The organism is Clostridium frigoris (genome assembly GCF_018861865.1).
GTDB classification, from domain to species: Bacteria; Bacillota; Clostridia; order Clostridiales; family Clostridiaceae; genus Clostridium_AD; species Clostridium_AD frigoris.
The window spans coordinates 1-15,443 of record NZ_JAHLDV010000007.1; the positions used below are offsets into that span (position 1 = coordinate 1).

A 15,443-nucleotide genomic window follows, 5' to 3' on the forward strand; every position below is an offset into this window, starting at 1 on the left:
CACCTATGAGTCATCCTTGGAAACATGCATCATTTCAAGCATACTTGGACAAGCAAACTCATAGATCAAACAAAACTGGTTAATATTTAATCAGCTTAAATACATTGATAAAATCTACTGAATGTTTCTTTTTAAAAAAGTTTAGTATTCAGTAGGTGTATTAAACTTACCCAAAATTATAATTCAAACAAAGTAAAGCACCAACAATTCGTTGGTGCTAATGTTTCACTTAATTTGGGACATTTTCAAAAATGATTGACAGGATTTGCTTTTAAATTTTCACTACTTAAACATAAGATTTTATCTTATAGTTATCCGGGAGATGGCTTGTATCATTTAAAGTAATTATTTTAGGACTTAATTCATTATCAAAAACTATTTTGCATACGGATGTATTTCCTAAAATTATTTTATGATACATGGTCATTTTAAGGTCAAATATGCCTAGTAGTCCAGCTTTAATAATTCCGCCATGAGCAACTATTATAATATTTTTTCCGGGATGTTTACTTGCAATATTTAAAATTGCCTCTTTAGCCCTTATGCTCGCAATTTTAAGACTTATCTCTCCACCGCACATTGGTCCATTAAGTTCATCAGTTTTCCATTTAACTAATTCTTTTGGGAAATTTGTTTCAACTTCTTTAATTGTAAGACCTTCCCACTCTCCAAAATCTATTTCTGTTATACCTGTTTCAACTATAGGTGTAATATCACTACCTTTGGATATTATTTCTGCTGTAGCGCGGGCTCTCTTTAATGGGCTTGTATAAATATAATCATACTCATTTTGAAATCTTTTATTTAAATATTGAGCTTGCAAAATACCTTCATTTGATAGAATAATATCTTTGCAGCCTTGGAATTTTCCTAGAACATTCCAGTTGGTTTCACCATGCCTTACTAATGTTATTGTTGTATTCAATATTATTCACTTCCTATTAATAGCTATTAAATTTTTGTATACTAAGCTGTAATACCTTTAGTTCCAAACCACAGTATATAATTAATAACAACCATATCAAATCATTGATACGGTTGTTATTTTCTATATTTCAACCTATATGTTTTTAATCTGCTATCATTCATTTAAAATTTATATTTTAACTACTCCTCTGATAAACTCCATAATTCTTGTTTAGATGTTGAAATAGCCATTGCTCCTGAACCAATTGCCTGCATTATATCCTTCTTAGTTTGAATTAACCCACCGGCTATAATTGGTACTCGCACTTCATTTTCCATACTTTTAATAATATTACTTGCAATACCCGGCAAAAGTTCTACAGCATCTGGCAGTATTGATTGTATATTTCTTATTCCTGTCTCGAGTGACAAAGAGTCTAGTACAAATATTCTTTGTATAACACTAAGCCCTAATTTCTTCCCATTTTTTATATTGGTCGGCCTTGTGCTTATTATTCCATATGGATCACCACATTGCTTTATAAATAGCAGCCCTGCATAATCTCCCTTTAATCCATCTATTAAATCAACATGAATAAATACTACCTTCCCCGCTTCTTTAAGTCTCTCAGATATTTTCTTAATGTTCATTATGCTTCCATATAACACAAACACAATAAGAACTTTACTAAGGATTACTTTTTCCAAATCTTTTTCATTCCTTATTGCTGCAATAACCGGGTTCTCTATTAAGAGTTGTTCTAAATTTACCAATGATGTTTCCTCCAAAATTTTATTTTAGTCTGTAGTATATATTATCATAAAAGTAATTTGATTTAATCAGACTTATACTATTATGCTCAGTTTATCACAGTATTATTTTTCATTCAAGAATTTATATTATTATGTTATCGTTTAGAAATTACGTTTTTTTACTATTTCCCCCTTGTAATCGTCTAAACATTATGATAATATGTAATTAAATAAGTAAAGGCGGAGAAAAGAGAGCCTTGATCTATGGACATGTTATGTCTATTTATCAAGGTTCTCTTTTTATTTGCATTTAGGAGGTTAAATAATGTTTGATGTAACTATTATTGGTGCAGGTGTTATTGGTTGCTCAATATCAAGAGAGTTATCTAAATATAATGTGAAAACTTGTGTGATTGAAAAATCTAGTGATGTTGCTTCTGGTACAACAAAAGCAAATAGTGCAATTGTACATGGTGGTTTTGATGCTAAGCCAAGCACTTTGAAAGGAAAATTAAACGCAAAAGGTAATGCAATGTTTACGGACCTTGCAAAGGAATTGGATTTCCCATTTAAGAGAAATGGTTCTTTAGTTCTTTGTTTCGATAAGAAGAATATGCCAGATCTTGACCATTTACTAGAACAAGGTAAACTAAATGGAGTTCCTGATTTAGTTATTATTGATGGTGATCAAGTTAGAGAAATGGAACCAAATATAACAAAACATTGCGTTGGCGCACTTTATGCTCCAACAGGAGGAATAGTTTGTCCATATGAAATGACTATTGCTCTTGCTGAAAATTCATATAATAACGGTGTAGAATTTAAGTTTGAAACTGAAGTTAAGAATATTGAAAAAAGTTCAAATGGATATATTATAAAAACTAATAAAGGTGATATTGAAACAAAATTTGTAATAAATGCAGCCGGTTTATATTCAGGTGAAATGAATAATATGGTTAGCAAGAATAAGATCAACATAATACCAAGACGAGGAGAATACGTTTTATTTGATAGAGTTGCAGGGGCACTAATAAAAAATACTATTTTCCAACTTCCAACTAAACTTGGAAAAGGAGTTCTAGTTACACCAACTGTTGATGGTAATCTGTTAATTGGACCTAATGCTGTTGATTTAGAAGACAAAGCAGATTTAGATACAACTCGTGATGGTATTGATGATATCGTTAAAAAGGCTCAATTAAGTATTGAAATGCCATTCCCTATGAATATGGTTATAACTTCTTTCGCAGGAAATAGAGCACATACTGAATCAGATGATTTTATAATTGAAGAAGCAGCTGACGCTAAAGACTTTATTAATGTAGCATCAATTGCATCTCCAGGATTAAGCAGTGCTCCAAGTATTGCTGTAATGGTTGTGGATATGATAACAAATAAACTAAATCCCGGAAAAAATTTAAAATTTAATCCAATAAGAAAAGGCATAAGAAAATTCAGAGAAATGTCCACTGAAGAGCGAAAAGCAATCATTAAAGAAATACCTGAATATGGAACAGTTATTTGTAGATGCGAAACTGTAACAGAAGGTGAAATTTTAGATGCTATAAGAAGACCTCTTGGAGCAAAAACACTTGATGGTGTTAAGCTTCGTACAAGAGCTGGAATGGGTAGATGCCAATCTGGTTTCTGTTCAACAAAAGTTGTAGACATTCTAGCAAAAGAACTTAATATACCCCGCTCGGAAGTAACAAAATTCGGTGGAAATTCTACTTTGATCACTGGAACAAATAAACAATCTTTATAAAATATAAATTTTAAGTATAGAGAGGAAGGAATAAATATGCAAGAATATGATTTAATCATTATTGGTGGAGGTCCAGCAGGACTTGCAGCTGCAGTTTCTGCAAAGGACCAAGGAATAGACAGTATTTTAATTTTAGAAAGAGATAATCAATTAGGCGGCATTTTAAACCAATGTATTCATAATGGCTTTGGACTTCATACCTTTAAAGAAGAACTTACTGGACCAGAGTATTCACAACGATTTATAGACAAAGCTACTGATCTTAAAATTGAGTATAAACTAAATACCATGGTATTAGATGTAAATTCGGATAAACAAGTTACAGCTGTAAATACAGAAGATGGTATTTTAGAACTTAAGGCAAAAGCTATTATACTTGCCATGGGATGTCGTGAAAGACCAAGAGGAGCTTTAAACATTCCCGGTTCAAGGTGCGCAGGTATTTATACTGCTGGAACAGCGCAAAAATATGTTAATGCTGAAGGATTAATGCCAGGAAAAGAAGTAGTAATTCTTGGTTCTGGAGATATTGGTCTTATAATGGCAAGACGAATGACTCTTGAGGGCTCAAAAGTAAAAGCTTGTGTAGAGTTAATGCCCCATTCAAGCGGACTTAAAAGAAATATTGTGCAGTGTTTAGATGATTTTAACATTCCATTAAAACTAAGCACAACTATAATAAATATACATGGTCACGATAGACTTTCCGGCGTTACTATTGCAAAGGTTGATGCTAACAGAAAACCAATAACTGGAACTGAGGAATACATCGCTTGTGATACCTTACTATTATCTGTTGGACTTCTTCCTGAGAATGAGCTTTCTAGAAAAGCAAATATTGTACTTAATAGGGTTACAGGTGGACCAATAGTCGATGAAAGTATGCAGACAAGTCTACCTGGAATATTTACTTGTGGTAATGTGCTTCATGTTCATGATTTGGTAGATAATGTAACTACCGAAAGTTATACTGCTGGTAAAAATGCCGCAGACTGTATAAAAGGAATTCATCAGGAGGGACAGAGTGTTGAAGTTTTCGCTACTGATGGAGTTAGGTATACAGTACCAAGTAATATTAATCCTAAAAACATAGGTAATGGAATAGATGTTAGATTTAGAGTAGGCGAAGTCCATAAAGCTGCTTATATCTCTGTTTACTTTGATGATGTTCGCGAGATGCACTTAAAGAAAAAGATACTTACACCAGGTGAAATGGAGAGTGTTAAATTAACTAAGGCAGTTTTTGAAAAATACAGCGACTGCAAAAAAATTACTATTAAAGTTGAAAAGGAGTAATATATTATGAGTACAAGAGAATTGACGTGCATAGGCTGTCCAGTAGGTTGTGCTCTTACAGTAGAACTTAAGGACAAAGAAGTTATAAGTGTATCAGGAAACAATTGTAAGATTGGTGAGACTTACGGTAAGAAAGAATGTACTAATCCTACCCGAATCGTCACTTCATCTGTTTTTGTTTCTGGAGGAAACGCTAAAGTAGTTCCTGTAAAAACGCAGAGTGATATACCCAAGAATTTAATGTTTGATTGTGTAAAAGCATTAAAAGGCGTTATAGTAAAAGCACCTATTCACATAGGTGATGTAATTGTCGAAAATGTACTTAATACAGGAGTAAATATTATAGCCACAAAGAATATTTACGTGGTATAATAGTATCAGCTTACTAATATTTTATTAAAAAATTCACGATATTATTAAATATAATATCGTGGTTTTTATAAATATCAAGTAAACGGTTACTAAATTAAATTGATGAGGGGTGTAAAAATTATGGCTCAGTATGTAATTGCACTAGACCAAGGAACAACAAGTTCAAGATGCATTGTGTTTAACAAGGAAGGATTAATTGTAAGCGTAGCTCAAAAAGAATTCACACAAATATTCCCTAAAGCAGGTTGGGTTGAACATGATCCTATGGAAATTTGGGCTACTCAATTAGGTGTAACACAAGAAGCTATGGCCAAAATTGGTATAACAGCAAAAGATATTTCAGCCATTGGTATAACTAATCAAAGAGAAACTACAGTAGTTTGGAATAAAAATACTGGTGTTCCTGTATATAATGCTATTGTTTGGCAATGTAGAAGAACTGCTGGTATATGTGATGAATTAAAAACTACAGGCTTTGATAAAGTAGTACAAGCTAAAACCGGACTTATACTTGATGCTTATTTTTCTGGAACTAAAGTTAAATGGATACTTGATAATGTTGCTGGAGCAAGAGAAGAAGCTGACAAAGGTAATTTAATATTTGGTACTATTGACACATGGTTAATTTGGAAGTTAACAAATGGAAAGGTTCATGTAACTGATTATACAAATGCTTCTAGAACAATGCTTTACAACATTCATGAATTGAAATGGGACGATGAAATACTTAAAACTTTAGATATACCAAAATCAATGCTTGCAGATGTTAAACCATCAAGTTATTGTTATGGATATACTGATAGCTCTATATTTGGCTCTCCAATAGCTATAGCTGGCGCAGCAGGAGATCAACAAGCTGCATTATTTGGTCAAACTTGTTATGAAGCTGGCACAGCTAAAAACACTTATGGTACCGGTTGTTTCCTATTAATGAACACTGGTGAAAAAGCAGTTGAATCACATAATGGTTTACTTACAACTATAGCTTATGGTATTGATGGCAAAGTTAACTATGCTCTTGAGGGAAGTGTGTTTGTTGCAGGAGCAGCCATTCAATGGTTAAGAGATGAATTAAGGATGATTAAGAGTGCACCTGAATCAGAAGAATATGCTACCGCTGTTGAAGATACAGATGGTGTATATATGGTACCTGCCTTTGTTGGACTTGGAGCACCATATTGGGATCCGTATGCAAGAGGAACAATCGTTGGCTTAACTCGTGGGACTAAAAAAGAACACTTTATAAGAGCAGCAGTTGAATCCTTAGCCTACCAGACAAATGATGTATTAAAAGCTATGCAGGAGGATTCAGGTATAACTCTTAAAGCATTAAAAGTCGATGGTGGTGCATGTGCTAATAACTTCTTAATGCAGTTTCAAGCAGATATATTAGATGTTCAAGTTGATAGACCAGAAGTTATTGAAACAACAGCTTTAGGTGCCGCATATTTGGCAGGCCTAGCAGTTGGATATTGGAAAGATCAAGAGGAAATTTCAAAAAACTGGGCCTTATCAAGATCTTTCCATTCTAAAATGGAAGAAGAAAAAAGAGTTAAACTTTTAAAAGGATGGCATAAAGCTGTCGGTAGATCTAGAGACTGGGAAGAATAAAAAGACACATTTAACAGAAGTAGAATTCATAATAGATTCTACTTCTGAAATAAATAATATATAGAGGGGGAAAATATTATGTTACCATATTATGCAGAGTTTTTCGGAACAGCACTACTCATTCTTCTTGGTGATGGAGTAGTTGCAAATGTAGTTTTAAATGATACAAATGGACATGATGGTGGCTGGATAGTTATAACTTTTGGTTGGGCATTTGCAGTTGGTATTCCAGCTTACATTTTTGGAACAGCAAGCGGTGCTTCATTTAATCCTGCACTTACTATATCACTAGCTGCTATTGGTAGTTTATCATGGTCAGTTGTACCTGGTTATATCGTAGCTGAGATGCTTGGAGGAATAGTTGGTGGAGTTTTAGTATGGCTTATGTATTACCCTCATTGGGCAGCTACAGATAACAAAGTTGGAAAACTTGCTATATTCTGCACTGCACCTAGAATTAAAAATACACCAGCAAACTTTTTATCAGAATTTATAGGAACATTTGTATTAGTATTTGCATTACTAGGTGTTGCTCAAACCAAATCAGCTCCTGGATTTGGTCCACTTATTGCCGCATTTGTAATTTTAGTAATTGGTTTAAGTTTAGGTGGTCCAACTGGATATGCTATTAATCCTGCAAGAGATTTAGGACCAAGAATTGCTCATGCAATATTGCCAATAGCTGGTAAAGGCGATTCTAATTGGGGATATGCATGGATACCAGTAGTTGCTCCAATCTGTGGTGGCCTTGTAGGTGCACTCGCAGCTGTTACTATGTTTGGTTAACCTCATTTTAGTATTTAAACCTGTAATAATATCTTATTTTTAATAAATTATAAATAAAATAAAAACATCCAATTTCAATGTAATAATATGTACCCTATAGAGTGACTTTTTAAAATGTCTACTCTATAGGGTACATATTACTTTAGTAAAATTGGATGTTTTTATTTAGTTTTTAATATAGTTCAATCATGTTTTCGAATTATTGCATGAAATATTAGTTAAGATTTGTATATGTTGTTAAGCTACACTTAATAGCCCGATCAAATATACTAAAAGCTTTATCAATTTCGCTTTTCGTGACAATAAGTGGTGGATGCCAAGTTATACAATTTCCTGATGATACTTTAAATGACAACCCAAGCTCTAGTGATTTATATAAAATCTTTTCTGCTAGTTCTTCATATTTCACCTTTGAATTTCTACTTTTTACAAATTCAAAGGTAATTAATAATCCTAAGATTCGTATATCACCAATACAATCATAAACGTTATAAAGTTCCTTAGCCTTTTCTTTTACGTACTCCGATATTTTTCTGCAATTATCTATTAGTTTATTTTCATCAATAAAATCTATAGTTGCACAGATAGCCGCGCATCCTACAGCTGGTTTTTCATGGGTATAATGTCCTAGAGAAATATCTCCCGCTTTATCATATTTAGTTTTTGTTAGCACGGCCGCTTGAGGTATTATTCCACCACCAAGTCCCTTACCAAGTACAATTATATCTGGCTCTACATCAAAAATTTGATGCACATAAAATTCACCACTTCTACCTATCGCTGTAGGTATCTCATCAAAGATTAATAATATTTCATTTTCATCACATATTTCTCTAAGTTTTTTAAAATAGCTTTTAGGAGGTATATGTGTGTCTGTAGCTCTTACAGGTTCTAATAATATAGCTCCTATATCTCCCTCATTCTTTATTATATATTCAATATAATTTAAGCAAAACTTAGATACATCATCTCTACTTTCACTCCCAATTAAATTCCTATACCCATTGTAGGGGATTGCCTTTATGCATCCTGTCATTAGAGGTCCCATATCCTTTTTAAAAGCATATTCTCCCCCCACAGAAATGGCATCAAGTCCTGCCCCGTGAAATGATTCCCACATAGATATAACCTTATGTCTTCCTGTGGCTTTTCTTGCAATTTTAAGTGCAATTCCTACAGCTGCAGTACCCGATGGAGTGAATAATACTTTATAATCCTTTGATGTTGTCTTATTTACTAACGCATTCGCAGCTCTTATAGCAACGTCTGCAGTGTATCTTCTAGGAATAAATGGTAGCTCCTTCATTTGATTTATAACGGCATCTATTACATAGGAATTTTTATAACCTACTTGATGTAAACTATTACCATGAAAATCTAAGTATTTCTTCCCTGCCATATCGTAAACGTAACACCCTTTTGCGTTAACAATTACGTCCATACAAGGAGTAGACATTGATTGTCTCATAAATATAGCTTCATCAGCTTCTAAAAAATCTTTACTCTTATCATCAAGTGAATTTATCAAATTTTCTCGACTTTTGCTAAAATTAACATCACCTTCAGAATTTAATCCTGTGTTATCTTGCATTCGGTCTTTTACCTTCATTCATCAATTTATTAATCTTTTCAATAAGCCCCGGAAGCTCCATCATAGTTTTTATAGTAAAATCTGCACCAGCTTTAAAAAAACTATCCTCGGTATTTTTAATAACTTCATTTCTATCATTATCATGAAGATTAATAAACTGCTCATAACTCAGTCCCATCTGCGAGCTTCCAACTACTACGCCTACAGACCAAACTCCGGCATTTATCCCTTCTTTAATGTCAGATATTGTATCACCTACTTTTACAACCTTCCATGAAGTCGTAAGCCCTAATTTTTCAATGTTTTTAAATATCATATATGGATACGGTCTACCAATAGAGTTTGTAGTCTCGGGTGTTACAAAGCAATCTGGCTCATACCCCTTTTTCTTAGCGCAAGCTACTACTATTTCCATCATTTCATCTGTGTATCCCGTAGTTGAACCAATTTTCATTCCACTGTTTCTTATTATTCTAACTGTATTTATAACCCCTGGAATTGGGTCTGTATATTCCGCGAGCGATGCAATAAGTAAAGGCTTAAAATCACTATACAAATCATCAATATCCTTCTCATTAAAATCTCTACCATATTTTTCTTTCCAAATTTCCCTTATTCTAAGCATTTGGAGCATAGCCTTAATATGATCCCTTTTAAGCATTCCCATGGGGGCCCTCGCCTCCTCCATCGTTACTTCTACTCCCATTTTTTTAAATATTTTTAAAAATATATTTACAGGTGCGAAGCATCCAAAATCTACGGTTGTTCCTGCCCAATCAAATATAACTCCTTCAACTTTATTCATGTTTTTCTCCCCCCATATATCCTTCAATTATGTTACATACTTTCTCAATATCCTCTTCATATATTTCACCAATATTACCTATTCTAAAGGAATTAACCTCTGTTAACTTACCAGGGTATAGAACGAATCCCCTTTCCTTCACGTAATTGTAGAAATCGCTAAAGTCAAAATTTTCGCTCGGAAAAAGGAAAGTAGTTATAATGGGAGATTGGAGTTCTTCCTTTATATAAGCATCAAACCCTATATTCTTTAATTTACTTCTTAGTAAACAATTGTTTTTCTTGTAACGATCATTTCGCGCTTCTACCCCACCTTCCTCAATTAATTCGTCGATTGCCTTTGAAAAAGCAGCAACTACATGAGTAGGCGATGTAAATCGCCATTGTCCATCCTTGTCCATACTTTTCCACTGATCATATAAATCCAAACATAAACTCTTGGAATTTCCAAAGCATTTAATAAGTCTCTCTATCTTACAAATTACAAAGCAAAACCCAGGCACTCCTTGGATACATTTATTTGAGCTACTAACCAAATAATCTATTTCTAAATTTTGTACATTAATTGGTATTCCTCCAAAACTACTCATTGCATCAATAATCAATATTTTGCCATAATCCTTAGATATTTTTGCAATCTCCTCTATTGGATTAATTATACCTGTGGTTGTTTCAGAATGGACCATAGCAATATGTGTTATCTCTATATCATTATCAAGAATATCTTTTATGTCGCACGTTTTAAAAACATTATCATACTCTAATTTAAAACTAATATAATTAATACCAATACATTTAGCCATTTTTATAATTCTTTCACCATAAGCTCCATTTGATATTATGAGCAACTTGTCTTTTCCACTTATAGTGGAGTGTAAAACTGACTCAACACCAAAACTTCCGCTTCCTTGCATAAGAACTGTAGTATAATCCTTAGGTGATGCTACAGCTATTTCAAGAAGCTCAAATCTAATCTTTTTGGTTATTGCTTTATATTCGTCATCCCAAGTACACCTATCAAAAAGCATTTCTTCTTTAACCGTCTTTGTTGTTGTAAGCGGTCCTGGTGTTAAAAGTTTATAATTTTCCATATTAACTACCCCTCTATTTACTTATTTTGAATTTGTAAAGAATTGTTGATGTTGTTTAAGAAGTTCAACTGTTAATGGCTTCACAAACTTTTTAGGATTTCCTGGTTTATTTAATTTATTGATAGTCTCACCTTTATAAAGTGCTACAGGATAATCTTTAATAAGTGCAGGCCTTGCTTTAGTTACTATAACTTTGGCCATTTCCATAGCAAGTTTTGTTGTTGCTGTATCTTTCTTTTTAACCACTGCAATTGATTCTGTAAGCGAATAATTACCTTCTATTGGATCAATATAATCAATATTGAGTCCTTTAGCTTTATCAGCTACAGCTTGATGACGAAGTCCAAATCCTACTGCAACTTCTCCTACTCTAACTTTTTTTATTGGCCCTGATCCTGAAGTTTCAACATGAGGTCCGCAATTTAAAATTAATTTGCGAAGTACCTCACTACCTTCTTTTTCACCATATTCACTTATAATTGACTGAATAAGAAGCCAAGCTGTTGATGAATTCATTATATTAGGAATAGAAACTAATCCTTTATACTCATCTTTAGTTAAATCTTTTATAGAACTGGGCATAGTAATTCCCTTTTCTTTCATAACCTTTGTGTTAACGAATATAGCACCTGTGTTTGCAAGTATTGGTGTATAATAAGTTGGATATTTCTCGAGTGTATTAGTTTCAAAAGTTAAATTCTCAAACATATTGTTTTTCTTCTGTGCACTGTCTATAAAATAAGAACTCATTGTTACTAAATTCGCCTCAATATCACTACCCTCTGCCATTAACTTTCCTCCAAGTTCAGATGTTCCTTGAGTTTGTAATACATATTTTCCGTCGAAACCTGATTCATTAAGAGTTTTTTCCATAGATGCCACAGCTTCTTCATCTGCATTAGTATAAATAACTACCTTTTGTGCACTCTTAGGACTACAACCTATAAATGCTACTGACATTGAACATACCATTAAAGAAATTGTAATAATTTTAAATATTTTATTCATAATAAATTCTCCTTCGCTTTACATTTTTTGTTTTTTACTTTATTTGTGGATAGCTATTTTTTTGTTAATTAAGTCACAGCCAAGTTTGATAAATATATTAGTCAAAAATATAAGTATAGACAGTGTGAAAACCCCGTTAAAATTTTGAAAGTATTGGAGTTCGTTAATTTTACTTGTTAACATAGAAGTTCTTGCAGTTACAAGAAAAATAATAGCGCTAATTGTAACCATGGAATTTATAAAATAATATCCAAACATCTCGACTATTGTTATTATTGAATTAGGAATAATCACTCTCATTATAGTTTTTATCCAGTTATCCCCCATTAATTCTCCTGTTGTTTCCCAGGTTGGATTCATTTTTGACAAGGAATTTTTAGCCATGAGATAAGGTGTAGTAAAGAAATGTACGGTGTTACAAATTATTATTATAGTGAAAGTTCCTTTTAAATCACTCTTATTAAATAGCATTAAGTATGAAAGTCCTAAAACCATGCCTGGTACCGTATTAGTTATCATTGAAAATGCATCCATCGTCATCTTGACTTTCTTATTCATATACGAGCGAGCATTTACAATAGCTGCACTGTAACATATCATAGTACCAAAACCCGCTGAAATAATTGATACTAAAAATGAATTCCCATACACCTCCAAAATATCTCCTGATAAAATAGTATTTTTAAAAAGCTTGGTCGTAAAACTCATATCATAAGGATAATTTTTTACAAAAGGTGCTACAAACATAACTAAAAATGTTAACATAATTGAGGCCACAACACTAACTGATACTAGAGCAAAAGCAATATCTCTAAATTTGTTTTTGCATAGTTCGATCCTTGTAAATTTGTCATAGCTAAAATTGAATTTTTCAAGGTAATTTAAAAGTAACACCCCGAAAACTGCAGGTAAAAGCATAAGTATTGCTATAGCAGCTCCAGCATTAAAATCTGGTATAGATCCCAGCATTACCTGATAAAGCTGCATTGATATTACGGTGTATGTACCACCTACTGATGCCGGTATACCAAAATCTGTAAAGCTCAAAATAAAGCTAAGTACAAAGGCCCCGCCAAGCGTTCCAATTAAAGGCCTGAAAATTGTATTCATAAAACTTTTAAATAAATTATCACCCATAAGCTTTGATACAATAATAAATCTTTTATCAATATACTCAAAAGAATTATTAATGAGAAGAAAAGCTGAGGGAAGGGTATAAATTACATAACCTAACAAAAGTCCATTAAAGCCATAAATTTTAAATAGCTCTCTTCCAAAAAGTTTTGTAAGCAATCCTTGCTTACCAAAAGAATATATTATAGCGAAACCATAAGTTATAGTAGGTAAGAGCATTGGTATTGAAATTCCTATCTTTATTAGGTTTTTTAAAGGTCTAAACATTTTGGTGCAGTTTACTCCGTAAGCAAGTATAAAAGCTAAAATCGTTGTTATAAGTGAAGTTATTATAGAAATTTTTATACTATTTCCTATAGAACTTAAAAATTCCTTATTATGTGTAACTAAATAATAGTTAAAAAATCCTATTCCTTTATCACTATTAAGAGACTTGCTTAAAAGTACTAATAAAGGAGTAAAAAGAAATGCTATAAAAAATAACGTAATAACAATAAATATAATTTTAGTTTCTGTTTTTTTTCTATACATAGTTATCTCCAAATAAGTTGTAAATGTTATCTTTCTTTATTTTCAATTGACGTAGTATAAACTCTTCCACAAAATTATTTTTAGGCTCATGTACTATTTCTTTTGGCGACCCATATTGCGAAACCTTACCTTTATCAATAATCAATACCTTATCTGCCATAGTTAAAGCTTCCTCCGCGTCATGAGTTACAATAATCGTCGTGAGTTTATATTCTCTAGTAATAGCCTTGATTTTCTCCTTTATTGTCTCCTTTATAACTCCATCAAGAGCACTAAGCGGTTCATCTAGAAGAAGTATCTTTGGTTTTATTGCAAGGGTTCTTGCGAGTGCCACTCTTTGTTTTTGTCCACCAGATAACTCATGAATTCTTTTGTATAAATGAGGTTTTAACTCTAAAAAATCTATAAGTCCGCAAAGCTCCTCCTTACTTACTAAATTAGGTTTATTTCTTAGCCCATATACGATATTCTTATAAGCATTAAGATTAGGGAAAAGTGCATAGTCTTGAAAAACAATATTAAATCCACGATCCTTCATAGAAACTTTGCTTATATCAATATCATTAAATATAATTGATCCACTATCCATAGTCGTTATTCCCAAAATAATATTAAGTAATGTAGTTTTACCACTTCCACTTGGTCCAAGCATAGAAACAATCTCTCCATTTTCTATTTTTATATTTATATCATCTAATATTAATTTACCATCATATCTTTTTGTTATATTTCTGAGCTCTAACATTTAATTCACCTCCAAAATGTTTTACTTTTAAGATCATCGCACTTTTAGTATACATTTATAAATGTTAAACTATATTATGAACAGGTTAAGATTTTGTAAATTATCACTATCTGTTTATCATGTTTATACAATGTTATGACATACTTTCTTTACATATATGATAATTTGTTTATACTTTTTAGATCAATTTCTTGTATATTGTCATTATTTATGATAAATTGTTTATATAATAATAAAGAAACTTTAAGGGAGTGATTTTATGTTACCAAGCGAAAGGCAAAAAAAAATTTTAGATTTACTTTCAAAAAAAGATGTAGTTACTATCTCTGAATTCATGACTGCATTTAACATATCCATAGAAACAGTTAGGCGTGACTTATCTATTCTAGAAAAACAAAGCAAAATTGAAAAGGTATATGGAGGGGCAAAAATAAAGCTCATCACCTTTGGCGAGCCTACCATGGAAAATAGAATGAGCAATAACTTGCTTCAAAAACAATCAATTGGAAAGAAGTGTAGCGAATTTATAAATGATGGGGATTGTATTTTTATTGACAGTGGTTCAACCACCTATCAACTTACAAAATACCTAACAAATAAAAAGAACTTAACAATCATAACTAACTCTATTCCAGTATTAAATGAATTAATAAATAGCAAACATGATATTATTGTAATTGGTGGGAAAGTAAGACATAATGAAAGGTCTATTGTATCCTATGACTACATATTTAACTTTTCTCAACTCAATATTCAAAAAAGTTTCATTTGCGCAGGTGGAATTACATTAGAAAATGGAATCTCAGATTTTAACATGCAAGAGGCAGTAATACGAAAGACTATCCTCGAAAGATCAAAAGAAATATTAGTAGCAGCTGACAGTAGTAAATTTGGTAGGGATGTTACAATTAATATCGTTCCAATTAGCAAAGTTAATTTTATCATTACAGATTCTAATTTAACTAAAAGTATGGCTAGCAGCTTTAATAAATACAAATCAAAAATAATTATAGCTGAAGATTAAAATCTTCAGCTATAATTATATAATAG

At 32.1% G+C, this 15,443-nt stretch carries 14 protein-coding genes; 6 read left to right on the forward strand and 8 right to left on the reverse strand.

Annotation, left to right across the window (positions count from 1 at the left end; genetic code table 11):
* Nucleotides 1-286: 286 nt before the first annotated feature.
* Together KPL37_RS05130 and KPL37_RS05135 are read right to left on the reverse strand one after the other, a co-directional pair.
* The gene (locus tag KPL37_RS05130) at nucleotides 287-925 is read right to left on the reverse strand and encodes a histidine phosphatase family protein (protein WP_216146345.1); all 639 of its coding nucleotides are present in this window, start codon (nucleotides 923-925) and stop codon (nucleotides 287-289) included.
* Between the two features lie 182 nt (nucleotides 926-1,107).
* The gene (locus KPL37_RS05135; protein WP_216146346.1) at nucleotides 1,108-1,680 is read right to left on the reverse strand and encodes a glycerol-3-phosphate responsive antiterminator; all 573 of its coding nucleotides are present in this window, start codon (nucleotides 1,678-1,680) and stop codon (nucleotides 1,108-1,110) included.
* Between the two features lie 304 nt (nucleotides 1,681-1,984).
* Here KPL37_RS05135 and KPL37_RS05140 point away from each other — a divergent pair, with 304 nt between their 5' ends.
* From KPL37_RS05140 to KPL37_RS05160, 5 genes are all read left to right on the forward strand, one after another.
* On the forward strand, nucleotides 1,985-3,424 hold the full coding sequence (locus tag KPL37_RS05140; protein WP_216146347.1) for an NAD(P)/FAD-dependent oxidoreductase: 1,440 nt from the start codon (nucleotides 1,985-1,987) through the stop codon (nucleotides 3,422-3,424).
* 36 nt (nucleotides 3,425-3,460) lie between these two features.
* Entirely contained in the window at nucleotides 3,461-4,720 is a 1,260-nt protein-coding gene (locus KPL37_RS05145) for an NAD(P)/FAD-dependent oxidoreductase (protein WP_216146348.1), read from the forward strand.
* A gap of 6 nt (nucleotides 4,721-4,726) precedes the next feature.
* Nucleotides 4,727-5,092, forward strand: a complete 366-nt coding sequence (locus KPL37_RS05150; RefSeq protein WP_216146349.1) for a DUF1667 domain-containing protein — start codon at nucleotides 4,727-4,729, stop codon at nucleotides 5,090-5,092.
* A gap of 120 nt (nucleotides 5,093-5,212) precedes the next feature.
* Nucleotides 5,213-6,703, forward strand: a complete 1,491-nt coding sequence (glpK, locus tag KPL37_RS05155; protein ID WP_216146350.1) for a glycerol kinase GlpK — start codon at nucleotides 5,213-5,215, stop codon at nucleotides 6,701-6,703.
* Between the two features lie 78 nt (nucleotides 6,704-6,781).
* Nucleotides 6,782-7,489 carry an MIP/aquaporin family protein gene (locus KPL37_RS05160; RefSeq protein WP_216146351.1) on the forward strand — a complete coding sequence of 236 codons (708 nt, stop codon included), beginning with the start codon at nucleotides 6,782-6,784 and terminating at the stop codon, nucleotides 7,487-7,489.
* A 214-nt stretch (nucleotides 7,490-7,703) separates the two neighbouring features.
* On the opposite strand, the gene pbfA is transcribed toward KPL37_RS05160, so the two are convergent.
* Genes pbfA through KPL37_RS05185 form a run of 6 tightly spaced genes read right to left on the reverse strand, consistent with a single transcriptional unit; the run spans nucleotide 7,704 to nucleotide 14,393 of the window.
* Nucleotides 7,704-9,098: a (R)-1-hydroxy-2-aminoethylphosphonate ammonia-lyase gene (pbfA, locus tag KPL37_RS05165; protein WP_246578136.1), complete on the reverse strand. Its 1,395-nt coding sequence runs from the start codon at nucleotides 9,096-9,098 to the stop codon at nucleotides 7,704-7,706.
* On the reverse strand, nucleotides 9,070-9,885 hold the full coding sequence (gene phnX / locus KPL37_RS05170) for a phosphonoacetaldehyde hydrolase (protein WP_216146352.1): 816 nt from the start codon (nucleotides 9,883-9,885) through the stop codon (nucleotides 9,070-9,072). The genes pbfA and phnX overlap by 29 nt, the downstream gene beginning before the upstream one ends.
* Nucleotides 9,878-10,975, reverse strand: a complete 1,098-nt coding sequence (gene phnW, locus KPL37_RS05175) for a 2-aminoethylphosphonate--pyruvate transaminase (protein WP_216146353.1) — start codon at nucleotides 10,973-10,975, stop codon at nucleotides 9,878-9,880. The genes phnX and phnW overlap by 8 nt, the downstream gene beginning before the upstream one ends.
* A 21-nt stretch (nucleotides 10,976-10,996) precedes the next feature.
* The gene (locus KPL37_RS19680) at nucleotides 10,997-11,983 is read right to left on the reverse strand and encodes an extracellular solute-binding protein (protein ID WP_246578137.1); all 987 of its coding nucleotides are present in this window, start codon (nucleotides 11,981-11,983) and stop codon (nucleotides 10,997-10,999) included.
* Between the two features lie 39 nt (nucleotides 11,984-12,022).
* The gene (locus KPL37_RS19685; protein WP_246578138.1) at nucleotides 12,023-13,648 is read right to left on the reverse strand and encodes an ABC transporter permease subunit; all 1,626 of its coding nucleotides are present in this window, start codon (nucleotides 13,646-13,648) and stop codon (nucleotides 12,023-12,025) included.
* Nucleotides 13,641-14,393: an ABC transporter ATP-binding protein gene (locus tag KPL37_RS05185; protein WP_216146354.1), complete on the reverse strand. Its 753-nt coding sequence runs from the start codon at nucleotides 14,391-14,393 to the stop codon at nucleotides 13,641-13,643. Before KPL37_RS05185 ends, KPL37_RS19685 begins: the two co-directional genes overlap by 8 nt.
* Nucleotides 14,394-14,652: 259 nt before the next feature.
* Here KPL37_RS05185 and KPL37_RS05190 point away from each other — a divergent pair, with 259 nt between their 5' ends.
* Nucleotides 14,653-15,417 (forward strand): DeoR/GlpR family DNA-binding transcription regulator, encoded by a 765-nt coding sequence (locus KPL37_RS05190; protein ID WP_216146355.1) that lies wholly within the window; start codon nucleotides 14,653-14,655, stop codon nucleotides 15,415-15,417.
* The last annotated feature ends 26 nt before the right edge of the window (nucleotides 15,418-15,443 follow it).